Raw genomic sequence first — 22165 nt, 5'->3', positions numbered from 1 at the left:
ACTATCAGAGCGTCGGCCACTGATCAGTAGGAGTAGCCGCTCGCCGCCTGGGCGGCGCTGCAGGCGCGCTCGGAGGGCGACATGGGAGCCGCCCACGACCGCCACGGGCTCCAGACCTGCACGGTCGAAGGCCACACCCGGGCGAACAGGCAGTCCCCGTCCGGCTCCCGCAGGGCGATGCCGATCTTGCCGTCGAACACGGCCACGTCCTGGCGGATCCGTGGATCAAGGTTCAGGGCACGCACCGCACGGCGGGCGGCCTCGAGATCGAGAGTCGTGGGCAGGTGCTTCTGCAGCCACGGATAGGTCTGGGCCGGCAGCCCAGCCGGTGGGCGGAAGACGCCGGGCTTGCCTTCAGGGCAGTCGATCTCGGTGACGTTCACCCTTCGGTCGGCTTCGGTGACCCTGGCATCGTTCCGTACGGGGTGCTGGAGCATCACCTCCAAGTCGAAGCACAGGGACACCGACGCCCCGGGCGGCACAACATCTGCTGGAGCCATGGGGCCCCGGGGGGTGCGGTCTCTTCCGCGGACTTTGATCCGCACGCGTCCCGGGTCATCGCGGCCATCGCCGGAGACGTCGTAAACCGTGAGATATTCCTCGTCCTGCGTGAGGTAGTAGCCGACGTCCTCAGGAACCCACGGGTCGAAAGCCTTCAGCTGGTCGGCGACCTGGTCGAGATGATCCTGCGCGTCCCGTACGGCCGGGTCGGCGGTGCACGCGGTGAGCGTGAGCAGCGATGCCAGGACGAGGAGCGTGAGTCGGCGCACATCTCCTAAGACCCTGCCCCGGACACTCCTGTTCGCGCCGGTCACGCAATGCCGCGATTTCGTGATCAGCGGCTGCCGCTTACCTTCAGACCTGCCTTCAGGCCGCGCCGAGCCACAGATCCGGGCCGAACACCTCGTAGTGGATGTCGCGCGGCGCGACCCCGGCCGCGATGAGCTCGCCGCGCGCCGCCCGCATGAACGGCACGGGCCCGCACATGTAGACGACCGCGCCCGCCGGGATGTCCACCTCCTCCAGGGACATCCTCCCCGTACGGGGGTGGCCCTCCTCGTACCAGAAGATCCGCTCCCCGCCCGGCAGGGCGTCGGCCAGGCGTTCCATGTCCGCGCGCAGGGCGTGGGCGGCCGGGGAACGGTCGGCGTGCAGCACCAGGACCCGCCGAGGGTCGCCGGTGAGCGCCAGGTGCTCCAGCATCGCGGTGATCGGGGTGCAGCCGATGCCCGCCGAGACGAGCACGAGCGGGGCTTCGCCGCCGTCGAGCGCCACGTCGCCGAACGGCGCGGACAGGGTCAGTTCGACACCCTCCCCGGCGGTGGCGTGCAGGAGGCTGGACACCTCGCCGTCGCCGGCCCGCTTGACCGTGATGCGGCGCAGGCCCCCGACCGTCGCCTCGCGCCCGGCCGCGGTGAGCTGCAACCCGCCGCCCCGCCCGCGCCTGGCCTCCACCACGCCCAGCTCGCTCAGCCTCGCCACGGCCTTGGCGGCGTGGGTGTAGGGGACGGCGAGCAGGTCGGCCGCGACCCGCGTGGTCAGCAGGTCGTGCGGATCCGCCACGGCCAGCCGCATCACGATGCGCAGGGAGATGTCGGTGAAGGCGGTCAGGCGCATGCACCCACCGTAGGCGGTGTCCCGCAGTGGTACGGCGATCTGCTGCGCTTCGAGGCTGGGGCCGGCTTCGTCTATCCTCCCCAGCTATGGATCTTCGAGGCAGGACCGTCGTCGTGGCGGGCAGCTTCCGTACCGAGTCCGCCGCGAAGCTGAAGGCGCGGCTCCAAAAGGCCGGGGCGAGCGTCGTGGACGAGGTGTCGCGCTCGGTGGACATCGTGTTCGACGGGTACGACGGCAGCTACCCGAACGAGCGCGTCCGCGCGGCGGAGCGGCTGGGCGTGCCGGTGTTGCCGGTGACGGAACTGCTGGCGCCGGCCGGGCGTACGGGTTCAGGGGATTTCCCCGATCTGGAAGCGGTGCGGGACGATCCCGCGGCCCTGCTCGACCTCCTGGAGGACACCGACTGGTCGGCGTTCGAGCCGGAGCGGGACCTGCTCCCGCTGCGTGACCTCCTGGCCGGTGTGGAGGAGCGGCACGGGGTCACCGGCGCGCACCTGCTGGCCACCGAGCGCCTGCGCGAGCGCGGGGCGCGGCTGCGGCACCCGTACACCAGGTTCGGGGGCGGCTTCCAGGACTACGCGCTCAGCCCGTGCGGGCGCTACCTCGCCACGGGCCGAGGCCTCACGAAGGACGACTACGACGGCACCGGTCCGCTGCAGGTGTGGGAGATGGCCACGGGGCGCGTCGTCAACACGATCGACGTCATGTACGGGGTCGGCTGGCCCGGCCGCCGCGACACCGTGCAGTGGTCGGCGGACGGCACCCGGGTCGCGCTGGCGTTCTGCACGAACAACGTCGGAGTGTGGGACCCGTTCGGCGCGCGTACGAACCCGTACGGGAGCGCGGACGTGACGGACGGGTACGACGCCGCGGCCGTCTTCGCCCTGGCCCCCGACGGCCGCCGGGCCTACATCTCGATGAGCAGCGAGCACGAGATGATGGGCTGCGTCGCGGCGCTGGACCAGGGCAAGGTCTTCTACAACGACTACCGCCACCACAACACGGGCCCCGAGCCGGCCATGCTGACCGAACCGCTGCCGGAGGAGGCGAAGGAGCGGCTCAAGGACGACTACTTCTCCTTCCGCCGGGTGCGCTGGTCCCGTGACGGCGGGCGGCTGCTCGGGGACGACGACACGTGGGCCGCCGTGGTCGATCTCCCGGGCGGGCGGATGCGCTGGCTGGCGCTGACCGCCGGCCCGGTCGCGTGGAGCCCGGACGACCGGTACGCGGCGGCGCTCACGCCCGGCCGCCCGCGCCGGCTGACCGTCTTCGACGCCGGCACCGGGCGGCCGGTGGGCGACCCCGTGGCCCAGGCCGAGGGGTCGCTGCACTGGGGCATGCGCGGGGCCGAGGCCCGGCTGGCGGTCGTGGTGGAGGACGGCGGCGGTGTCGACGTCCTCGACGCGTACGGCCGGCACCGGTACCACCTGCCCATCGCCACCACGAGGCGCATCGGCCGGTACTTCCACGACGGCCAGGAGCGCCCCTGGGCCTGGGAGAGCGCCGGGGACTTCGGCGCGTGCCTGACCGCCGACGGGCGGGCGGAGGTCTGGTCGCTGGGCGGCGAACCGGCCCTGGTCGGGTCGATCGAGACGCCGGACGGGACGGAGGCGGTGCTGTGGGGCGCGGACGGGGTGCTCGCGCTGATCGGCGCGCAGACGCTCCGCTTCGTCGGCGCCTTCACCGGCGCCGTGCTGGGCGACTTCGTGTTCGGCCGTTACTTCGACCCGGAACGGAGTCCGCTCGACGACGATTGCGCGACCCTGCACGGGATGTTCCGGGCGGACGCCTTTCCCCTGACGCCCCTGGCGGACTCCTCGTGGTGCGCCATCGCCGACCCCGCCGTCGGTCCCGCCGCGGCCCTGGTGATCGCCGACGAGGACCGCCTGAACTCCCCGGACGACCTCGACGCCGTCCTGGCCTGGACCGTCGGCCGCCGCTTCTCCTGGCCCGTCCGCTGGGGCCGGCTCGACCTCGTCACGAGCGCCGACGCGGCCTCCGCTCTCCTCCGCCGGACCTGACTGAACGCGACGTTCACAATGGTGATGGAGCCGCGTGAAAGACCCCGCCGGACGTGCCGGGCGGGGTCGTGGTGTGCGTTCAGCAGGGCCTGGGCGGGGATGGTGCGTTGGCTGGGAGGCCACAGGTGCCGGCACGGGACGATCGGGTGGCGGCGGCCTTCGCAGAACACCTCCTTGGGATCTGCCCCTCGCCTGTCACTTCTTGGAGATCATGACCTCGTGGCCGTCCGGGTCGGTGGCCTTGATGTAGGTGCCCCAGGCCTCCTCCACCGGGTCGGTCACGGTGACGCCGACCTCGCGCAACTGACGCACCGTCCCGTCGATGTCATCGCAGGCGAAGGTGAGATAGGCACCCTCGCCTGGCTTCTTACCGAACGCCTCCGCGCTGTGCAAGGTGATCGAGGTCTGTCCATTCGGTGGCTTGACCTCCACCCAGCGCGCGCCTGGCCACATCTCGGCGTCGACGGTCTTGGTGAAGCCGAGCTTGTCGACGTAAAAATCCACCGACTGCTGCTGATCGGCCACGTACATGACGGCGACGTTGATATGGGTGATCATAGATATCCCTTTCTGTAGAACCGGACCAGCTCTGGCCCCGCGCAGACCGACGAATTCCTGGCGCGCATTTCAGCCGTATGGGCTCGTGGGCGCGGGACCATGTCGCCGATTTTCGGCGGCTGAGCTGGTCAGGCGGTGCCGTGGGGGTTGTCGATGACGTAGCGCCATCGGCCGTCGGGGCCGCGGCGGACGACGTCGGTCGCGGTGCCGCTCATGTCGATCTCGGTGCCGTCGCGTGCCGTGCCGCGCATGGACCAGTCGACGATGAGCAGGGCGATGTCGCCGGCCACGTACGAGTGCCTCGGACGAGCCTCGATCGGCAGCCCGAAGCTCTGCAGGTGCTGGTTGGCGGCGAGGCGCGCGGGGCCGGTGACGGGATGGCCGGGCACCGGTACGAGGACGGCACCGTCCTCGTAGACGTGGTCGATCGCCTGGGGATCACCGGCGTTCATGGCCGCGACGAAGCCGGCCGCGGGGCCGTCGGGGGCTCCGGCGAGAAGCATCTGAGGCTGAAGTTTGTCATGACTATCCATGACAAAATGATCATATCACATTTCGGCCCGCGGTCGCGGCTGCTGTACGGGCACGCGCCGGTAGGAATCGTCTGTCCGTCGAGCCATCACGATCGTGGTCACTTGTGGGACAGGAGGCGGTCGACCAGCGCGGCGAGGAACGCGTCGCGCGCCGCAGGCCGTCCTGCCCCGCCGTGGACAGGGCGATGACCAGGCGTAGCACCGCCGGCCCGTCGGGGGCCACCGCCCACCAGCGGCTCCTCGCCTTCCTCGGCCGCGCCGTGACCTCCGAGACTGCGCGCTGATCACCCAGCCGGCCTGCCCACGCCGACAAGGACTACCCCAGCAGAGGGTCCCCGGTTACGCCGGAGGCCAGCTCGCCCCCGGGCCGAGCTCCCCGGCGATCCCCGCCCGCATCGCCTCCAGCGTCCGCCGCCGCGCCCGCGCCTTGGTCGCCGCGTGCGCCCTCATGTTCAGGGCGGTCAGCGCCTCGGCCGTCTCGCGGGCCACGTCGGACACCCGGGCCGGCTCCACCACCCGGTCCAGGAATCCGGCCGCCACGCCGTCGTCGGGTGAGAACGTCTCGGCCAGCAGCACCGCCCGCGTGAAGCACGCGGGCGTCAGCCGCTGCCGGAGGATCTCCACCGCCGCGTGCGGCATCGTGATGCCCAGCGCCACCTCGTTGGCCACCAGCCGGTACGGCCCGGCCGCGCCCACCCGGTAGTCGGCCGACAGCAGCAGGAACGCGCCCATCGCCACCGCGTGCCCCGTGCAGGCGGCCACCACCGGCGTCGGGAACGACAGCAGCCGCTCGGCCAGCTCGAACCCGCCCCGCACCAGCGTCAGGGCCTCCTCGCCGCCCGCCGCGAGCGCCTTCAGGTCGAACCCGGCCGAGAAGACCCCCTCCCGGCCTTCCAGCAGCACGACCGCCGAGTCGGCGGCCGCCCGGTCGAGGGCGGCGCCGAGCTCGGCCAGCAGCTGGAGCGAGACCGCGTTCACCTTGCCGTCGTCCATGGTGATGGTGGCGACGGCGTCCTTCAGTTGATAGCTGACGAGTGAGCCCATAGGGCTTAGAATAATGTTCTGGAGGCTAGCCGTCACGCAGTCCCGCGAACAGGTCCTCCTCGTGGTCGGGCGCGTCCACCTTGCACAGCTTCCGCTCGAACGCCTCGTGCGAGAACGCCTGCTGCTGCACCTCCTCGGGCATGCGCAGCAGGAAGATGTTCTCGCCCTGGCTCTCGTGCGCCCTGAGCGCCTTGAGCTTGCGCTCGACGAACGGCGCGATGTCGACGACGCTGGTGACCCGCTCGTCGGGGGTGCCGAAGTCGTCGGACGGCTCGAAGCCGCCGAGGTCGATCCCGTTGGCCCGCATCATCTCGAACATCTGCTTGATGCCGGAGCGAGGCATGGCCGTGTAGTAGAACTTGTCGGGAATGCCGGTCTGCTCGACGGCCGCCACCGTGATGCGGTGGGCCTGGACGTGATCGGGATGGCCGTAACCGCCACCGCCGGTCTCGTCATAGGTCACCACGACCTGGGGCCGGTAGTGCTCCATCAACGCGGCCAGCTTGGCGGCGGCCGTCTCGACCGGCACGTTGGCGAACGCGTCGGGGTGGGCGTTGGCGTCCCAGCCCTCCATGCCGGAGTCGCGGTAGCCGAGCAGCTCCAGGTGGTCGATGCCCAGGTGGGACACCGACTCGCGCAGCTCGGCCAGCCGCAGCTCGGCCACCGCGGCGTCGTCGTGGCCCTCCTCGCCCGGCTTCACACCGCCCTGGCCGTCGCCCTGCTCACCGTTGGTGCAGGTGACCAGGACCGTGCGGATGCCCTCGTCGGTGTAGCGGGCCAGGATGCCGCCGGTGCTCAGGCACTCGTCGTCGGGGTGTGCGTGTACGACCATCAGGGTGAGTTGCCGTTCCATGGCCGCAAACACTACCCGCCGCCTCCGACAGTTCCCGGGCTAGGGACGGCCGCCGGTGCGGGCCAGTTCGCCGGCGCGCAGGCGGGCGGCCGCGGCGGCGCCCCGCTCCCCCAGCTCGTCGGCGAGGGCGGCCTGCTTGAGCCAGTTGTACGGGCTGCACGGCCGGACGCTGACGCGCTCGCTCACCAGCACCCGCGCGATGTCCCGCCGCCCCGCCCGCAGGGCCGCCTCCAGCAGGGTCTTCTGCACGGCGTCCCGCTGCGCGTGGCTGCCACCGAACTCGTTGACCCGGTGCCTGATCGGATAGAGCAGGTCCACGACCGCGTCGTAGTCGCCCCGCCCGAAGGCCACCAGCGAGCGGCACACCGGCAGGCCCACCCGGAGCGTCATGTCCCGGTTGGTGACGCCGGGACGCGGCTCCAGCACGTACGCCTCGCGCGTCGCGATCAGCTTCTCCGCCTCCCCGACCCGCCCGGCGCCCACGTACGACATGACCGCGTGCATGTCGTTGAAGGCGTAGAACGGCTCGGCCACCCTGCCCGGCCACGCGTCGGCCAGGGCGCGCCAGCGCTCGTGCTGCTCGGAGCCCTCCAGGTGGAGCCGCCAGAGCAGGGCGGCGGCGTCCAGCAGCTCCATGCAGGTCTCCCCGCCCGCGAGCACCGAGTCGTAGATCGCCAGCGCCCGCGCCTCGTCACCCGCCTCCAGCGCGTACAGGCAGTAGTGCCACCAGTTGTGAATGTTGAAGAACGTTCCGGTGGACCAGTCCGGGAGCCGCGCGTCGAAGTAACGCAGCCCCTCCCCGAACCGCCCCTGCATCTCGTAGGTGTGCACGACCGCGTGGATGCCCCACACGTCGCGCGCGTTCAGCTCGACCGCCCGCAGCCCGGCCTCCTCCGACCGGTCGTAGTGCCCCGCCTCCTCCAGGCCGAAGGCGTACATCCCCAGCACGTGGCCGAAGTGCGGGTCGTCCTCCCGCCAGGCGTTCAGTGCCCCGCCGATCCGGTCGCGCAGCGAGCGCGCGTCGCCGGTGAAGAAGTCGACCTGGTGCCCGGCCGCCAGCGCCAGGGCGTCGCGCGGGTGCTCCACGGTGATCTCGCCGAGCAGCCGCCCGCACGTCAGCCAGTCGCCGTCGAGCAGCGCCCGCACGGCCGCCACGTGGGCGCGCTCGCGGGGCAGCAGCGACGACTCGTCGATCCTGTCCTGGAACGCCCCGAACCGCGCCCGCGCCTTCCGCGCGTCATCGGCCTCGGTGGTGAGCAGCCCGAGGTAGGCGCTCAGGACGTTGCCCATCGGGAAGTCCGGCGATTCGGCCAGCGCCGCCCTGGTCTCGGTGGCGACCTCCACCCGCAGGTGCAGCAGTTCGTCGATCGCGCGGTCGTAGTGCCGCGCCGCGGCGGCGCCGGCCCCGGTCATCGCCAGGCCGTGCTGGTCGTTCCTCACCGGACCAATGTACCCACTGATCCGGTGGGGAATAGGGGCGGCGCCGCACGCGTCCTTACGCCTGCCGCCCGCTCACCACGGCCCTGCCCATGGCGGGGTCGTCGCAGAAGGCGCCGTCGATGCCCAGGTCGACCAGCTTCGACAGCCACCCCATCACGTTCCCGGTGGCCCGGGGGTAGACGGGGCTGGCCGGGTTGCCGAGCCGGTAGTCGGCGGGCAGCTGCGAGTTCTCGTTCCGTACCGTCCAGACGTGCACGTCCAGCCGGCGCCGGTGCGCGTCGGCGACCAGCGTGGTCGGTTCGAGAGTCTTGCCCGAGGCGTCCTGGGGCACCACGCGCCGGGTGTCCACCCCGATCCCGTTCGCGTAGGAGGCCACCTCGCGCAGCCCGTCCGGCTTGACCATGTCGTCGTAGGTGCGGGTGCTCCCGGAGGCGACCCAGTCGTACGGCGCGCCCCCGGACGTGATCAGCTGGATCAGCGGCAGGCGGGTCTTGGCGCGCAGCTCGCGCAGGTTCGCGGTCTCGAAGGACTGGATGTACGCCTTGCGCACGTGATACCGGTTGAGCACGTCCAGCAGCGGCTCCTCCAGCGACAGGCCGATGGAGTCGAAGTACGTCGGGTGCTTGGTCTCGGGGTAGACGCCGACGCCGTGCTCCTGCGCCAGCTTCACGACCTCCTCGAACGTCGGGATCTCCGGCAGCCCGTCGAACGCGGTGTTGTCCGGCCGCAGGTCGGGGACGCGCTCCTTGGCGCGCAGCGTCTTCAGCTCGGCCAGCGTGAAGTCCTCGGTGAACCAGCCGGTGACCGGCCGGCCGTCGACGGTCTTGGTGGTGCGCCGGTCGGCGAACTCCGGGTGCGCGGACACGTCCGTCGTGCCGGAGATCTCGTTCTCGTGCCTGGCGACCAGCACGTGATCCTTGGTCGAGACGAGGTCGGGCTCGATGTAGTCGGCGCCCATGGCGATGGCGGTCTCGTACGACAGGAGCGTGTGCTCGGGCCGGTGGGCGCTCGCGCCCCGGTGGCCGATCACGATGGGTGCGTGGCCGCGGCGGTCGGCCGTGGCGGGAGTCGTCTGGGTCAGCACGACGGCGACGGTACCGCCGGCGACGGTCGCGGCCAGCACACTCGCGAGTAACCTGCGCATTCTCATGCGCGCACCGTAGACCGCCCAGGTGGACCGCGAGTTACGCGTGAGCACACAGTGGAAGACGTACGGAAACGCCCCATTCCAACGTGCCGTCAACGCCTGTGTCACGGGGAAGACTGGCTGGCATGACCCAACTCACTGGCCGCGTGGCCCTGCTGACCGGCGCGTCGGGGGGCATCGGGCAGGCGATCGGACGCCGCCTCATCGCCGCGGGAGTCAGGACCGCCTTCACGTACGGCACCCGCTCCGAGCACGCCGACGACCTGGTGGCGCGGGCACGGGCCGCGGGCGTGGACGCGGTCGCGCTCCCGGGCGACCTGGCCGACCCGCAGGTCCCGGTCGCCCTGCTGCGCGCCACGGCCGACGCGCTCGGGCCCGTCGACCTGCTGATCTCCAACGCCGGCTATGCCATCCAGCAGGAGTACACGGCGGTGGACGCGGTGACGTGGGACCGCACGATGGCGGTCAACCTGCGCGCACCGTTCCTGCTGGCGCAGCAGTCGCTGCCGGGGATGGCGGCGCGGGGGTACGGGCGGGTGCTGTTCATGTCGTCGATCGCGGCCTTCACCGGCGGCATCGTCGGCCCGCACTACGCCGCCTCCAAGGCGGCCCTGCACGGCATGCTCCACTTCCTGGCCGCCCGCGTGGCCTCGCACGGCGTGACGGTCAACGCGCTGGCGCCCGCCCTGATCGAGGACACCGCGATGCTCCCGGCCACGGCGAGCCCGAGCCACCTTCCGGTCGGCCGCTTCGGGCGTCCGGAGGAGGTCGCCGACCTGGCCCTGGCCGTCCTGCGCAACGGCTATCTGACCAGCCAGGTCCTCAGCCTGGACGGCGGCGCCTACCCCCGCTAGCTACCCGGGAGCGGGCAGCTCGCCCGAGCCCCGGACGACGAGCCGGGTGGGCACCAGCGTCCTGCGGGCCTTGGAGCGGTCGCCGTCCAGCCGCGCCAGCACCTGCTCGGCCGCCGCCGCCCCCATCCGCGCCGGGTCCTGGGCCACGACCGTCAGCGGCGGGTCCAGGCACTCGGCCAGGGGCAGGTCGTCGAAGCCCACCAGCGCCACGTCCTTGCGGCGGGCCCGCGACAGCGCCACCACCGCGCCCGTGGAGGCCAGGTTGTTGCCCGCGAACAGGGCGGTCGGCGGATCGTCGAGGGCTAAGAGCCGCATCGTGGCCCGGGCCGCGGCCTCCTGGTCGTGGCCGGTCTCCACCAGGCCCCGGTCGAACGGCAGCCCCGCGCCTTCGAGCGCGTCGCGGTAGCCCTGGAAGCGCTCGCGGCGGGTGTAGAGGGTGGCGGGCACGTCGCCGACGAAGCCGATCCTGCGGTGGCCGTGGGCGATCAGGTGGGCGACGCCGGCCCTGGCGCCCTCCCGGTTGGCGCTGACCACGCTGTCGGCGGTCAGGCCGACGGCCGGCCGGTCGAGGAAGACGATGGGCAGGCCCGCCACGCGTTCGTTGCGCAGGTGGCGGTGGTCGCTGGTGGCCGAGGGGACCACCATGAGCGCGCTCACCCTGCGGGCCAGGAACGTCGCGATCAGCGACTGCTCCAGGTCGGCGGTCTCGCTGGAGTTGCCGACGATGAGGGTGAGTCCGCGGGCGCGGACGGCGCTCTCGATGCCGCCCGCGACCGTGCCGAAGAACGGGTTGCCCATCTCGGGGATGACCAGGCCGATCGCGGCGTCGCGCGCGCCGACCCGCATGTTGCGGGCCATCAGGTTGGGCTGGTAGCCCAGCTTCCTGACGGCCTCCATGACGCGCTCGCGGGTCTCGACGGCGACCGGGCCGTCGTCGTTGAGCACCCGCGAGACCGTCTTCGCCGTGACGCCGACCTCACGCGCCACATCTGTCATCGTCGGACGCCGCATTGCGCCCATGTTAGTGGCCGCTCATCAGGACAACCCGATAGCCTCCGCCGCGCCCTGGTCCGCCACCACCGCCTTGCCTTCCGAGACCTGGAGGGCGCCGGTCATGATGGCCACCACCTCGGCCATGCTGTGGTCGCCCGGCTTGATCTGGGCGACCCGGCGGCCGAGGCGCTGCACGTGGATGCGGTCGGCGATCTCGAACACGTGCGGCATGTTGTGGCTGATCAGCACGACCGGCGTGCCCCCGTCGCGGACCCGCTTGATCATGTCGAGCACCTGGCCGGACTCCTTGACGCCGAGCGCGGCGGTGGGCTCGTCCATGACCACGACGTGCGTGGCCCACGCCACCGCCCTGGCCACGGCCACGCCCTGCCGCTGGCCGCCGGACAGCGACTCGACCGGCTGGGTGAGCGAGCGCAGCCCGATCTTGAGCTCGGCCATGTGCCGGGCGGACTCCTCGCGCATGCGCTTCTTGTCGAGCATGCGGAAGACGCTGCCGAGGAGGCCGGGCTTGCGGAGCTCGCGGCCGAGGAACATGTTCGTGGCGATGTCGAGGGAGGCCGCCACCGCGAGGTCCTGGTAGACGGTCTCGATGCCCTGCCTGCGCGCCTCCAGCGGGTCGCGGAAGCGCACCGGCTTGCCGTCGAGCAGGATCTCGCCGGTGTCGGGCTGGAGCGCGCCCGTGAGCGCCTTGATGAGGCTGGTCTTGCCGGCGCCGTTGTCGCCGATGACGGCGAGCACCTCGCCGGGCATCAGCTCGAAGTCGGCGCCGTCGAGCGCGGTCACGTGACCGTAGCGCTTGACCAGGCCGCGGGCCTGGAGTACGGGGGTCGTCATCGGTTCCTCCTGCGGGAGAGCTGGTCGACGGCGACGGCGAGGATCACCAGGATGCCGGTGATGAGCGTCTGGTAGATCGACGGTACGCCCATCAGCTGCAGCCCGTTGCGGAACACCCCGACGATGAGCGCTCCGACCAGCGTGCCGATCACCAGGCCGCGGCCGCCGAACAGGCTCGTCCCGCCCAGGACGACCGCGGTGATGCTGTCCAGGTTGTCGGTCTGCCCGGCCTGCGGGTCGCCCACTCCGGTACGCGAGACCAGCAGCAGGGCGGCGATGCCGTACACGAAGCCTGCCAGCGTGTAGACGCCGATGGTCAGCCGGCGCGTCCTGATGCCGGTCAGGCGGGCCACCTCGGGGCTGTTGCCGAGCGCGTACACGTGGCGGCCCCACGCCGTGGAGCCGAGCAGGTACGCGAACAGCAGGAACAGCAGGATCGTCAGCAGCGAGCCGTAGGTGACGTTCGTCTGCCCGACCTGGAACGTCTGGCCGAGGAACGTCAGCACCGGCGGCAGGTCCGTGACCGTCTGCTCGTTGGAGTAGATGTGGGTCAGGGCGAAGACCACGTTCAGCATGCCGAGCGTCACGATGAACGGCGGCAACGAGATCCGTGTCACCAGCAACCCGTTGACCAGCCCGAACCCCGAGCACACGGCGAGCCCGGCGACGATGGCGAGGACCGGCGGCAGGCCGCTGTCCACGGCCAGCTTGGTCATCACGATGCCGCCGAACGCCATGATGGCGCCGTTGGACAGGTCGATGCCCGCGGTCAGGATGATCAGCGTCTGGCCGATGGCCAGCGTGCCGACCACCATGACCTGCTGGATGATCAGCGAGAAGTTCGGGCCGGTGAGGAACTGGTCGGTCCTGAGCGCGAAGAACGCGCAGGCCAGGACGAGCGCGGCCAGCGGGCCCGCGACGGGCGTCGAGATCAGGCGGCGCGGCAGCGTCGCTTCCATGACGGCCATGTCAGCCCCAGCAGTTGGCCAGGCCGAAGGCCGTGTCCTTGGCCTCGACGCCGGAGACGGACTTGTCGGTGATCAAGGTGACGCCGGTGTCGGTGTAGCCGGAGGTCTTCTTGCCGGTCTTGGCGAACTCCGACACCGCCTTGACGCCGTCCTCGGCCATCTTCAGCGGGTACTGCTGGCTCGTGGCGGCGATCTCGCCCGACTTCACGGCCTTGGTGCCGGTGCAGCCGCCGTCCACGGAGACGATCAGCACGTCCTTCTCGCGGCCCTTGGCCTTCAGCGCCGTGTACGCGCCCAGGGCCGCGGGCTCGTTGATCGTGTAGACGAGGTTGATGTCGGGGGCCTTCTGCAGGCAGTTCTCCATGGCGGTCTGTCCCTTGGCCTGATCGCCCCTGGTGTCCTGACTGCAGACGACGGACGGGTCGCCCTCCGCGATCCCGTACCCCTTCAGGAAGCCGTCGTGCCGGAGCTGGCCGACGGTGATGCCGGGGGCCAGGTCGAGGGTGGCGATCTTGGCGGGCTTGCCGGCCATGGCGGCCTTGGCGTACTGGCCGATCAGCTCGCCGGCCTTGAGGTTGTCGGTGGCGAACAGCGCGTCCGTGGCGTCCTGCGGCTCCGTCGGCGTGTCCAGGGCGATGACGAGCACGCCCGCGTCGCGGGCCTTCTTGATGGCGGGCACGATGGCCTTGGTGTCGCTCGGCGTGATGAGGATGCCCTTCACACCGGCGGCGACCATGTTCTCGATCGCGGTGATCTGGGAGGCGTTGTCTCCGTCGAACTTGCCGGCGGCGGTCATCAGCTCCATGCCGTTGGCCTGGGCCGACTTCTGGGCGCCCTCCTTCATCTTCACGAAGAACGGGTTCGTCTCGGTCTTGGTGATGAGGCCGACCTTGGGCGTCGCGGAGGAGCTCTGCCCGCCTCCGCCCCCGCCGCCACATCCGGTGACGAGAAGGGCGGTGACCAGGAGTCCGGCCGAAATCTTTGCATTCATGGGCGGTTCCTATCAGGGGGGATCCGATGTCATCGTTGACATATGTCAACGTTGACATCCGCTGTGCTGCGATGATGGACTCCCATCCGAGAAACGTCAATGCCCCCCTGCCGTAACAAATCGGCAACGTGCCTGAAAGGCAAGCTCGATGATCGCTGTCCTGGGTGAGTGCGTCGCCGACGGCTTCACCACCCGCTCCCCCGCCGACCGCCCCCAGGCCGAGAACGGCGGGGAGGCGGTGGAGCTGGGGTTGCGGGTGCTGCCGGGTGGCGGGCCCGCGAACACGGCGGTGGCGCTGGCCCGGCTCGGGACCCCCACGCGCTTCCTCGGCCGCCTGTCCGGCGACGTGTTCGGCGAGCTGTTCCGCCGCCACCTCGCCTCCTCGGGCGTGGACCTCTCGGCCTCCGTCGACGCCAAGGAGGCCGGCACGCTCGCCGTCGCCGCCCTCGACGCGCGCGGCCAGGCCGAGTACACCTTCTACGCCGAGGGCACCGCCGACTGGCAGTGGACCCCGTACGAGCTGGACCTGGACCGCCTCGGGCCGGTCGCCTGCCTGCACACCGGATCGCTGGCCCTGGCCAGGGAGCCGGGCCGGGCGGCGGTGGAGGCGTTCGCGCGGGAGGCCGCCGGCCGCGCCACGATCTCGATCGACCCGAACGTCCGCCCCAGCCTCGCCTCCCTGGCCGACTACCCGGTGTCGCGCTGGTGCGAGTGGACCGACATCCTCAAGCTCAGCGCGGACGACCTCGACTTCCTGCTGCCCGGCGTGCCCATCGAACGCGCCTGCGACACCTGGCACGCCGCCGGAGCCCGGCTGATCGTCGTCACGAGGGGCGCGGCGGGCGCGCTGGTCTCCCTGGACGGCGAGCGGGCGTCGGTGCCGGCGCCGGAGGTGGACGTGGTGGACACGGTCGGCGCGGGCGACTCCTTCACGGCGGGCCTGCTGCACAGCCTCGCCGCCAAGGACCTCCTGGGCGGTCGCCTGGACGGCCTGGATCTCGGGACGGCGGTCGAGGCGGCCGAGTTCGCGGTCAGGGTGGCGGCGCTGACGTGCTCGGTCGCGGGCGCCAACCCGCCCTGGAGCGTGTGATCATTCCGCCGGGAGCGTCCGGTAGCCGTTCCAGACGAAGCGGGCGGTCGTCACCGCGTCGTCCCCGTCGCCGGTGATGAGCTGGTGGACGGCGATCCCGTCGAGCTCGCGGTATTCGCACCACTCGTGGTCGGACGTGAGCACCAGGTCCAGCCCCAGGTTCACCAGCAGGTCGAACACCTGCCCCCGGTTCGTCCTGTCCACCCCCACGAACACCTCGTCCAGCAGGATGAACCGGGGACAGCCCGGGTCGCTCTGGTAGTGCGCGGCCACCGCGGCGAACAGCGGCAGGTGCAGCGCGATCGCCTTCTCCCCTCCGGACAGCGCCCCGTGCAGCTTCCTGGTGAGGTCCTGCCAGCCCTGCCCGTCGCCGCGGTCCAGCCTGACCACGAACCGGTGCCAGGCCGTGTAGTCGAGCACCTTCATGAGCTGGTCCTCCCAGCTCGCCGAGGAGTTGTCGGCCCGCGCCTCCTCCACCCGGTCCCTGAAGAAGGCGTACAGGGCCTCCCTGTCGGCCTCGTCCAGCCCGGCCGGGTCGCGCAGCAGCAGGTCGCGGGCGGCCCGGGTGCCGGGCGACTGCGTCGGATCGACCTGCCACACCAGCCGGACGGCCACCCGGGAGGCGGTGCGGACGCGTTCGAGGCGCTGGTTCATGCCCTCCACCAGCGCGGTCGCCTGCCTGATCCGGTCGGCGAGATGCCGCCGCGTGTCACCGGCCAGCGTCCGGTCGAACAGGTCCCGCTCCGCCTCCGTGATGTCCGAGCGCCGCTCGTCGCGCTCCTCGCGCAGCGCCTCGCTGAGCGCGGAGGCCCCCGCCCGGACACCGGCCACGGTCGCGGTCAGCAGCTGGACGTCCTCGTCGGGCGTCAGCTCCAGGTCCGCCCGGTCGGCGAGGACCTCCCTGGCGTGGTGGAAGGCGTCCAGCAGCCGCGCCTCCGCCTCCTTGACGTTCTTCTGCTCGTACGGCACCGCCGCGAGCTGCTCGGCGACGGCCCTGGCCGAGACCAGCACGGCCCGCGCCCCGGCGTCGCGCGCCAGCTCGGCCGTCACCCGCGCGTCCGCCGCCAGGTGCCCGGCCGCCAGGGCGCGGAAGCGTTCGGACACCTCGTCCCGCACCCGCCCCGCCTCGGCGTGCTTGTCCTCGGCCGTGCCGAGCTCGCCCCTGAGCTCGCCGAGCCGGGCGTGCAGCCGGGCCAGGTCGTCGTTGACCGAGCGGATGAGGCGGCGGCAGGTCTGGTACGCGGCCTGCGTCTCCTGCAGCCGCTCCAGCACGCGCAGGTGCTCGGCGCCGACCGTGGACTCGACGGCCGCGAGCTTCTCCGCCAGCGTGACGGCGCCCGCCGCGGCGTCCTCGGCGCGTTCGACGGCCCTGACGGCGAGGTCCTGGTATTCGGCGGCGGTCTCGGCGGCGTGCCGGGCGCGCTCCGCGGCGGCGCGGGCGTCGGCGCGCCGGTCGTGCCAGGCGGTGCCGGTCGTCTCGGCGGTGCGCAGGGCCTCCTCGAGGTTGTCGAGCGCGGGCGGCGCGGTGGGCAGGGCGTGGCCGGCCGCCAGCTCGGTGAGCCGCCGCAGCGTCCTGCCGACCTCCCTCTCCCGCTCGTGCAGGCGCTGCTCGTAGGCCCGGAGCTGGTCCTCCAGCAGCGCGACCTTCTTCACCGCCCCGTCGAGCGCGTCGAGCGCGTCCGCGTACGGCCGCCGGTCGGGCCGGCGCCGCAGCTCGGCGGCCAGCGTGTCGCGGTCGGCGTCGACCACGGCGAGCAGGTGGTCGCACTCGGCGACCGTGCCCGCGAGCTCGCCGAGCCGGTCGTCCAGCTCGGCGACGCGGCGGCGCCTGGCGCGCTCGCGGGCGGTGGCGCCGATGTAGGAGGGCTCGGGCTTGACCCAGCGGCCCGCGGCGGGTCCGAGCCGCCAGGTGCCGTCGGCGCCGACGACCGCGGGGTGGTCGACGCCGATCGCGCTGGGCGCGAACGCGATGCCCGCCAGCACCGTGTCGGCCTTGACCGGGGAGTCCGCCTCCGTGAGCAGCACGTGGGCCAGGCTGTAGCCGGGCGCGGGCCTGGCCAGCGCGGCCACGGCGTACGCGTCGTGCTCCCCCGCGTCGAACCCGCCGTCCGGGCGCAGCCACAGGTCCAGCAGGCCCGCCGCCTCCAGCGCCGCCTCGACGCCCGCCTGCGCGACGGGGTCGAGGCCCGACCTGAACGCCACGGCCCGCCACAACGGGGCTCCCGGGCGGCTCTTCCTGGCGGCCATGTCGCGGGCGCGCGTGGCGGGCGGTTCGAGGACGGTCCGGTCGTTGAGGCGTTCGCGTTCGCGGGTCAGCTCGCCGCGCTCGGCCAGCAGCTTGTCGCGCAGGCCGGTCAGGTGCTGCTCGCGGGCGGCCAGCTTGACGGCCGCCGTCGTACGGGCGGCGACCACCAGCTCGTCGGCCTGCTCGAACCGCTCCGCCAGGCCCGCCAGGCCGGCCGCGTCGAGCTTGAGCTGCGCGCAGCCGGCCGCCCATTCGGACAGGGCGGCGGCCAGGTTGGCGGCCCGCTCGTCGCGCAGGCGCTCGGCCTCGTCGTGGGCGGCCTGGGCGGCGGCCAGGTCGTCGCGGGCGCGGTCGCGGTCCTGCTCGGCCGCCGTGCGGCGGTTGATGGCCTCCTGGTGCTCGACGGCTCCGGCGCGCACCTCCCGGATCTGGGCGGCGCGGCTGGTGACGGCGGCCCGCAGCAGCTCCCGCGCCCGGTGGACGGCGTGCGCGCCGTCGGCGCCGCGGAGGCCCGAGTCGCCCTGGTCGCCCTCGTCCGGCTCCTGGCCGGATCCGGCCCAGTCAGATCCGGCCCGCTCGGACTCCTCGTGGGCGGCCAGCAGCCCGGCGCGTTCGGCCGCGTGGCGGGCCTCCGTCCTGGAACGTTCCGAGAGCGCGGCGGCGGTGCGGGCGGCGGCCTCGGCCAGCGCCGACAGCTCCTGCCTGGTGGCGGCCGAGCGGGCCGCCGCCCCCGCCTGGTCGCGGAGCAGGGCGGCCGTCTCGTGGGCGGCCTGCGCCTCCATGCGGAGCCGGTGCAGCTCGGACCCCGCCCGGTACGCCTCGCTCTCCTTGAGCCCCTCGATCTGCGCCGCCAGCGCCAGCTCCTGCGCCTCCTCCTCCCCGAGCCGCACGGTCGTGGCGTTCAGCTCTCCCTCGACCTCCTTGAGCGCCTCGCGCTTGGCCTTGGCCTCGGCCGCCAGCGAGTCGAGGGTGTGGCCCGCGGAGATCACGGCAGCCGCGGCGGCGCGCAGGACGCGCTGCGCGTAGCCGCGCTGGCGGCCGGCCAGCCGGTCGGCCTCCTCCACGTCGCGGTCGAGCAGGCGCAGCTCCTCGCGCTGCCGGTCGAGCCGCTCGAACCCCTCGGCGATCTCGTGGATCTCCCCCTCGCCGAGCGGTGGCAGGGCGCTCGACAGCAGGTCGGACAGCAGGCCCGGGTCGAGGCGTTCGGAGAGCTTGGGGGTGCGCAGCTGGCGCAGGGCGGTGAGGAGCGAGTCGTAGCGCTGCTCGTTGAGCGCCCGGTAGAGCGTCTGGCGCACGACGGCGCGGTAGGCGTCGGCGGACTCGTGGACCCGGCCCGACGTGCCGAGCTCCTCGGCGAGCTGGGCCCTGGTCAGGGGCTGGCCGCTCTCGCCGGTGAGCCGGATGCCGTCGGGGGCGTCGACGCGGGCCTCGGTCGTGAAGTACGCGGCGGTGACGTTCTTGGTGTGGACGGTGGCCTGGAGCCGGGCGCCGCAGGTGAACCAGCGCCCGTCGGCGTGCCGGAATTCCAGCCACACGTAGCCGACCCGGGTGGTGCCGCTGGCGCCGTCGCCCATGAGGTTCCAGTGCATGGTGCGCTCGGTGCCGCCGAACGTGGACAGCCTGCTCGGCTTGAGGCTGGCGTCGAGCACGTACGGGAGCAGCAGCTCCAGCACCTTGGACTTGCCGCTGCCGTTGGGCCCGCGCAGCAGCAGCCTGCCCCGGTGGAACTCGAACACCTCGTCGTAGTAGCGCCACACGTTCAGGATCCCCGCGCGTACGGGGACCCAGCGGGCGTCCATGCCCTGCGCGGCACGCGTGCCGGTGGTGAGTGCGGCGGTGAGCTCCGTGACTGTCATGAATCCTCCTGGACGGCCGTGCCGCGGTCGACCCGGTAGCGGGCCGCGGCAGGCAGGGCGGCGACCCGGTCACCCGTGCGGCGGGCCAGCCCGAACAGTTCGAGCACCTCCAGCGCGTCGGCGGCCAGCCGCGGCCCGCCGCCGTCGGACTGGTACGCCTTGGCCCACTGCGGGAAGCGGCGCAGCAGCTCCGCGGCCTCGGCGTCGACCCGGGCGGCCCGGACGGGGCCGGCGGAGACGAGCAGGTCGAGCATGAGCAGGGCGGCCACCTTGGCGTGGCTGCCGTCGTCGGGGAACTTGGTGTCCGTGGCGGTGGCGTCGGCGTCGATGAGCAGGAAGCCCTCGGCCCGCTCCTCCAGCACGAACCCGGCCTCCTCCGCCGCGCGGCGGATGATCTGGCGACCGGCGAGGGAGGCGGCGTAGGCCGACTGCTCGGGGGTCAGCTCGTCGCGGTAGACGACGGGCTCGTCGAGGAGGCGGCGGATGAGGGAGTGCCTGGCCCACAGGTTGCGCTGGGTCTCGGTCGGCTCGTCGCCGCCGTAGCGCGGCTCGGAGGTGAGCGTGCCGAGCACCCGCTCCATCGGCTCGTCGGCGGCGATGCGGGACGGGGGCACAGGGGCGGCGAGGAGCCTGATCACGCGGGTGGTGTCGACGCGGTAGAGCACCTTGGCGTCCTCGTCGTCGAGGTAGGAGTCGGTCGCGCCGTCCATGGCCGTGATCGCGCCGTAGTGCTCCAGCTGTTTGAGCACGTCCACGAACGCGGCCCGTTCCTCGCTCCTGACCGGGTCGAACGCGGGCACCCCCGCCTCCACGGCGGCGGCCTGGACCACGCGCTGGGCGAGCATGCCGATCGTGGTGACCGGCGAGGTGAGCAGCTCGGCGGCGCAGAGGCAGAGCAGCGTGTAGCGGCGGCGGTCGAACGGGGCCCTGGTGGTGCGGCGGCGCCGGGCGGGCCGGGTGGCGCTCGCCTCGGATCTGACCTTGACGAGGCGGGCGTAGCCCTGGCGCGGCTCCACCACCAGCCGCCAGCCGCAGAAGTAGTCGAACCACTGGATCAGCGGCTGCCGCCGCTTCCTGATCAGGTCGAAGGCGGCGGCGTCGTCGTGCAGGGACACGAGCGGCCGGCCGAGCAGGGTCCTGATCGCCCGCGCGATCTCCTCCTTCTCGGCCCTGACGAGCTGGTTGGCCAGGCTGCTCATTCGCCCGCCGCCCGCTCGTGGTAGACGGGGGCACCGCCCGCGCCGCCGTTGGGACAGGGCCGGGCGAGCCCCGGCGAGCGCACGTCGATGAGGTAGTCGGGGCCGCGGAACCAGCCCTCCGACGTGCGCAGCACCGCCACCGCGCCGTCCTCCGGGGCCCGCAGCACGATCTCCACCCGCCCGTCCGAGGTCACGGCCCGCCGGAACCCGGTCGAGTCGGGCAGCTCGGCCAGGGCCCTGCCGAGCAGGTCGAGCAGGCGCCCGAACGTGTCGTGGTCGAGCTCCCCCAGCTGCGACAGCCGGGTCGCCCCGGCGGTGGCCAGCGCCGACCAGGCGGCCTCCAGCTCGGCCCGCTCCTTCCCGGCCCGCTCCTGGCGTTCGGCCCGCAGGGCGACGACGTCGCGCACCTTGCCGGTGCGGCCCATCCGCTCGGTGCGCCCGCGCGAGCGCAACAGCGCCGACACCTCCACGGGCTCGGCCTCCCGCCACGGCACCCCGGCCGGGATCAGCTCCGCGTCCGCGTGCCCCAGGTGCGCGTGCCGGGCGGGGCCCAGCCCGAACGCCGCGTCCCACAACCGGTGGGCGTCGTCCTCGCTCGGGGCGCCGGCGAACCAGCGGGCCAGCGTGCGGAAGTCGGCGGCGGCGCTGGAGGAGCGGCGGCGGGAGTCGGTGATCCGGTCGAGCACCTGCAGCAGCGAGACGATGGCCCGCCGCGCCACGTCATGGAGCCGGCGGATCCGCGGCACCCCGCCGTCGCCCAGCCCGCCGTCAACCAGCCCGCCGCCCAGCCCGTCATCCAGCCCGCCGCCCAGCCCGTCGCCCAACCCGTCGCCCAGCCTGCCTTCCGGCCCGTCGCCCAGCCTGCCGTCCGGCCCGTCCTCGGGCGCGAACCACCGGCACAGGGCCTCCCACCTGGCCGCCCGCGCCGCCAGCCACGGCGTGGCGTGATCCGCGCCCGGCATCTTCGGCAGGCCGGCCCCGTCGAGCGCCCGCGCGTGCAGCACGGCGACCCCGTGCCCGGCCACCGCGCGCAGGGCGGCGGCGATGGTGTCGCCGCGCTGCTCCAGATTGCTCACGAACTCTTGCAGGTAGGCCACGGTGGCGCCCTTGACCTCGTGGAACGTGGTGAGGTCGGACCCTTCGACGCGCAGCAGCCGCTGCAGCTCGCCGTTGAACTGCCTGGTGTTGTCACGCAGCCCGTCGAGGTGGCCTTCGAGCTCCCGCAGGCTCGCGAAGATCCGCCGGTTGCGCCCGGGGTCCGGGTCGCGCAGCAGCGACTCCAGCTCCTTCAGCCGGTGGGCGATGGCGTCGAGCACCGCGGTCTGGAGCGCGCCGCCGGAGGCCAGCACCGCCGTCGCGTGCTGCACGCCGGCGAAGGCCGCCTCGCCCCGCCTGGTCAGCGCGTACTGCAGGTTCTTGCGCTCGTACTCCTCGGCGGTGGCGAAGCTCCCGGCGTGATTGAAGATGACGTCGAGCAGCCCCCACCCCGCGAGCTGCCTGAGCGTCGCGGTCAGCTCCTGCTCTCCGACCGGCGCGTACCAGCCCACCGCCCGCAGCCGCTCCCGCACCGCCTCCACGGTGAGCGCCGTCTCCAGCCGCTCGCCGGCCTCGCCGAAGGCGTACAGGACCGCGGTGTTCAGGTCTGCCCGATCGGTGGTGGCGAACCTGAACATCTCCGGCGGCACCCGTGGCGGCTCAGCCATCGCCCCGCTCCCCTCGCCGCACGATTCCCACGCGCGCAACCGTAGCGGGAAGCCCCCGCGACCCGGCCCCGGTTTGCGCGCAGATCACCGAGGGGACGGCGCTCGCAGGGGAACGGGAGCCGGGATGGCCGGGTTCGGTATGACACGTCCCCGCGCCTGACGCGAGATCGGCGCGATCCGGCGTCTGAGCGCTACCAT

18 protein-coding genes and 2 pseudogenes are annotated in these 22165 nt (G+C 72.8%); 4 read left to right on the top strand and 16 right to left on the bottom strand.

Features of this window, described 5'->3' with window-relative positions; all coding sequences use genetic code 11:
- Positions 1-23: 23 nt before the first annotated feature.
- From H4W80_RS58995 to H4W80_RS63260, 3 genes and pseudogenes are all read right to left on the bottom strand, one after another.
- Positions 24-770: a hypothetical protein gene (locus H4W80_RS58995; protein ID WP_192793002.1), complete on the bottom strand. Its 747-nt coding sequence runs from the start codon at positions 768-770 to the stop codon at positions 24-26.
- Positions 771-867: 97 nt separating this feature from the next.
- Positions 868-1230: pseudogene (locus H4W80_RS58990) on the bottom strand (ferredoxin reductase domain-containing protein); the annotation flags it as partial.
- Between the two features lie 120 nt (positions 1231-1350).
- Positions 1351-1617: pseudogene (locus H4W80_RS63260) on the bottom strand (Rrf2 family transcriptional regulator); the annotation flags it as partial.
- An 86-nt stretch (positions 1618-1703) separates the two neighbouring features.
- Between H4W80_RS63260 and H4W80_RS58985 the strand changes: the two are divergent.
- Positions 1704-3638: a hypothetical protein gene (locus H4W80_RS58985; protein WP_192793000.1), complete on the top strand. Its 1935-nt coding sequence runs from the start codon at positions 1704-1706 to the stop codon at positions 3636-3638.
- Between the two features lie 195 nt (positions 3639-3833).
- Here H4W80_RS58985 and H4W80_RS58980 read toward each other — a convergent pair whose 3' ends face one another.
- Both H4W80_RS58980 and H4W80_RS58975 read right to left on the bottom strand, forming a co-directional pair.
- Positions 3834-4196 carry a VOC family protein gene (locus H4W80_RS58980; protein ID WP_192792999.1) on the bottom strand — a complete coding sequence of 121 codons (363 nt, stop codon included), beginning with the start codon at positions 4194-4196 and terminating at the stop codon, positions 3834-3836.
- 128 nt (positions 4197-4324) lie between these two features.
- A complete protein-coding gene (locus tag H4W80_RS58975) occupies positions 4325-4699 on the bottom strand; it encodes a YybH family protein (RefSeq protein ID WP_225964292.1) in 375 nt (124 codons plus the stop codon).
- A gap of 134 nt (positions 4700-4833) precedes the next feature.
- Here H4W80_RS58975 and H4W80_RS58970 point away from each other — a divergent pair, with 134 nt between their 5' ends.
- Positions 4834-5013 carry a hypothetical protein gene (locus tag H4W80_RS58970; protein WP_192792997.1) on the top strand — a complete coding sequence of 60 codons (180 nt, stop codon included), beginning with the start codon at positions 4834-4836 and terminating at the stop codon, positions 5011-5013.
- 55 nt (positions 5014-5068) lie between these two features.
- Here H4W80_RS58970 and H4W80_RS58965 read toward each other — a convergent pair whose 3' ends face one another.
- The 4 genes from H4W80_RS58965 to H4W80_RS58950 are packed head-to-tail and all read right to left on the bottom strand — an operon-like array spanning position 5069 to position 9216.
- Positions 5069-5773, bottom strand: a complete 705-nt coding sequence (locus tag H4W80_RS58965; protein WP_192792996.1) for a crotonase/enoyl-CoA hydratase family protein — start codon at positions 5771-5773, stop codon at positions 5069-5071.
- A gap of 25 nt (positions 5774-5798) precedes the next feature.
- Positions 5799-6626: a PIG-L family deacetylase gene (locus H4W80_RS58960; RefSeq protein ID WP_192792995.1), complete on the bottom strand. Its 828-nt coding sequence runs from the start codon at positions 6624-6626 to the stop codon at positions 5799-5801.
- Between the two features lie 39 nt (positions 6627-6665).
- Positions 6666-8066, bottom strand: coding sequence for a tetratricopeptide repeat protein (locus tag H4W80_RS58955; RefSeq protein WP_192792994.1), 1401 nt, complete (start codon positions 8064-8066; stop codon positions 6666-6668).
- A 55-nt stretch (positions 8067-8121) separates the two neighbouring features.
- The gene (locus H4W80_RS58950) at positions 8122-9216 is read right to left on the bottom strand and encodes a glycerophosphodiester phosphodiesterase (RefSeq protein WP_192792993.1); all 1095 of its coding nucleotides are present in this window, start codon (positions 9214-9216) and stop codon (positions 8122-8124) included.
- Positions 9217-9338: 122 nt separating this feature from the next.
- Here H4W80_RS58950 and H4W80_RS58945 point away from each other — a divergent pair, with 122 nt between their 5' ends.
- Complete coding sequence (locus H4W80_RS58945) at positions 9339-10067, top strand: SDR family NAD(P)-dependent oxidoreductase (RefSeq protein ID WP_192792992.1); 729 nt, start codon at positions 9339-9341, stop codon at positions 10065-10067.
- Here the strand turns inward: H4W80_RS58945 and H4W80_RS58940 are convergent, their stop codons facing one another.
- From H4W80_RS58940 to H4W80_RS58925, 4 genes are read right to left on the bottom strand one after another with little or no spacing between them, the layout of a single operon-like run.
- Positions 10068-11078, bottom strand: coding sequence for a LacI family DNA-binding transcriptional regulator (locus H4W80_RS58940; RefSeq protein ID WP_225964291.1), 1011 nt, complete (start codon positions 11076-11078; stop codon positions 10068-10070).
- Between the two features lie 24 nt (positions 11079-11102).
- Positions 11103-11915: an ATP-binding cassette domain-containing protein gene (locus H4W80_RS58935; protein ID WP_192792990.1), complete on the bottom strand. Its 813-nt coding sequence runs from the start codon at positions 11913-11915 to the stop codon at positions 11103-11105.
- Entirely contained in the window at positions 11912-12874 is a 963-nt protein-coding gene (locus H4W80_RS58930) for an ABC transporter permease (RefSeq protein WP_225964290.1), read from the bottom strand. Before H4W80_RS58930 ends, H4W80_RS58935 begins: the two co-directional genes overlap by 4 nt.
- 10 nt (positions 12875-12884) lie before the next feature.
- Positions 12885-13874 carry a sugar ABC transporter substrate-binding protein gene (locus H4W80_RS58925; protein WP_192792988.1) on the bottom strand — a complete coding sequence of 330 codons (990 nt, stop codon included), beginning with the start codon at positions 13872-13874 and terminating at the stop codon, positions 12885-12887.
- A 148-nt stretch (positions 13875-14022) separates the two neighbouring features.
- On the opposite strand from H4W80_RS58925, the gene H4W80_RS58920 reads away from it, so the two are divergent.
- Entirely contained in the window at positions 14023-14964 is a 942-nt protein-coding gene (locus H4W80_RS58920) for a carbohydrate kinase family protein (protein WP_192792987.1), read from the top strand.
- Here H4W80_RS58920 and H4W80_RS58915 read toward each other — a convergent pair whose 3' ends face one another.
- From H4W80_RS58915 to H4W80_RS62335, 3 genes are read right to left on the bottom strand one after another with little or no spacing between them, the layout of a single operon-like run.
- Positions 14965-19065, bottom strand: a complete 4101-nt coding sequence (locus H4W80_RS58915; protein ID WP_192792986.1) for a TIGR02680 family protein — start codon at positions 19063-19065, stop codon at positions 14965-14967.
- A complete protein-coding gene (locus H4W80_RS58910; RefSeq protein WP_192792985.1) occupies positions 19062-20264 on the bottom strand; it encodes a TIGR02678 family protein in 1203 nt (400 codons plus the stop codon). Before H4W80_RS58910 ends, H4W80_RS58915 begins: the two co-directional genes overlap by 4 nt.
- Positions 20261-21967: a TIGR02677 family protein gene (locus tag H4W80_RS62335; RefSeq protein WP_225964289.1), complete on the bottom strand. Its 1707-nt coding sequence runs from the start codon at positions 21965-21967 to the stop codon at positions 20261-20263. Before H4W80_RS62335 ends, H4W80_RS58910 begins: the two co-directional genes overlap by 4 nt.
- Positions 21968-22165: the final 198 nt, after the last annotated feature.

It is taken from the genome of Nonomuraea angiospora, from assembly GCF_014873145.1.
GTDB classification, from domain to species: domain Bacteria; phylum Actinomycetota; class Actinomycetes; order Streptosporangiales; family Streptosporangiaceae; genus Nonomuraea; species Nonomuraea angiospora.
The sequence above is the reverse complement of the archived record's forward strand: the minus strand, read 5'-3'. Positions and strand labels throughout refer to the sequence as shown.

Bases quoted from the DNA above. Each gene is read 5' to 3' on its own strand.
- H4W80_RS58945 (WP_192792992.1), top strand. From the start codon at position 9,339: ATGACCCAACTCACTGGCCGCGTGGCCCTGCTGACCGGCGCGTCGGGG.
- H4W80_RS58920 (WP_192792987.1), top strand. From the start codon at position 14,023: ATGATCGCTGTCCTGGGTGAGTGCGTCGCCGACGGCTTCACCACCCGC.
- H4W80_RS58915 (WP_192792986.1), bottom strand. From the start codon at position 19,065: ATGACAGTCACGGAGCTCACCGCCGCACTCACCACCGGCACGCGTGCC.
- H4W80_RS58935 (WP_192792990.1), bottom strand. From the start codon at position 11,915: ATGACGACCCCCGTACTCCAGGCCCGCGGCCTGGTCAAGCGCTACGGT.
- H4W80_RS58975 (WP_225964292.1), bottom strand. From the start codon at position 4,699: ATGCTTCTCGCCGGAGCCCCCGACGGCCCCGCGGCCGGCTTCGTCGCG.
- H4W80_RS58910 (WP_192792985.1), bottom strand. From the start codon at position 20,264: ATGAGCAGCCTGGCCAACCAGCTCGTCAGGGCCGAGAAGGAGGAGATC.
- H4W80_RS62335 (WP_225964289.1), bottom strand. From the start codon at position 21,967: ATGGCTGAGCCGCCACGGGTGCCGCCGGAGATGTTCAGGTTCGCCACC.
- H4W80_RS58925 (WP_192792988.1), bottom strand. From the start codon at position 13,874: ATGAATGCAAAGATTTCGGCCGGACTCCTGGTCACCGCCCTTCTCGTC.
- H4W80_RS58960 (WP_192792995.1), bottom strand. From the start codon at position 6,626: ATGGAACGGCAACTCACCCTGATGGTCGTACACGCACACCCCGACGAC.
- H4W80_RS58950 (WP_192792993.1), bottom strand. From the start codon at position 9,216: ATGAGAATGCGCAGGTTACTCGCGAGTGTGCTGGCCGCGACCGTCGCC.
- H4W80_RS58940 (WP_225964291.1), bottom strand. From the start codon at position 11,078: ATGCGGCGTCCGACGATGACAGATGTGGCGCGTGAGGTCGGCGTCACG.
- H4W80_RS58985 (WP_192793000.1), top strand. From the start codon at position 1,704: ATGGATCTTCGAGGCAGGACCGTCGTCGTGGCGGGCAGCTTCCGTACC.
- H4W80_RS58930 (WP_225964290.1), bottom strand. From the start codon at position 12,874: ATGGAAGCGACGCTGCCGCGCCGCCTGATCTCGACGCCCGTCGCGGGC.
- H4W80_RS58980 (WP_192792999.1), bottom strand. From the start codon at position 4,196: ATGATCACCCATATCAACGTCGCCGTCATGTACGTGGCCGATCAGCAG.
- H4W80_RS58965 (WP_192792996.1), bottom strand. From the start codon at position 5,773: ATGGGCTCACTCGTCAGCTATCAACTGAAGGACGCCGTCGCCACCATC.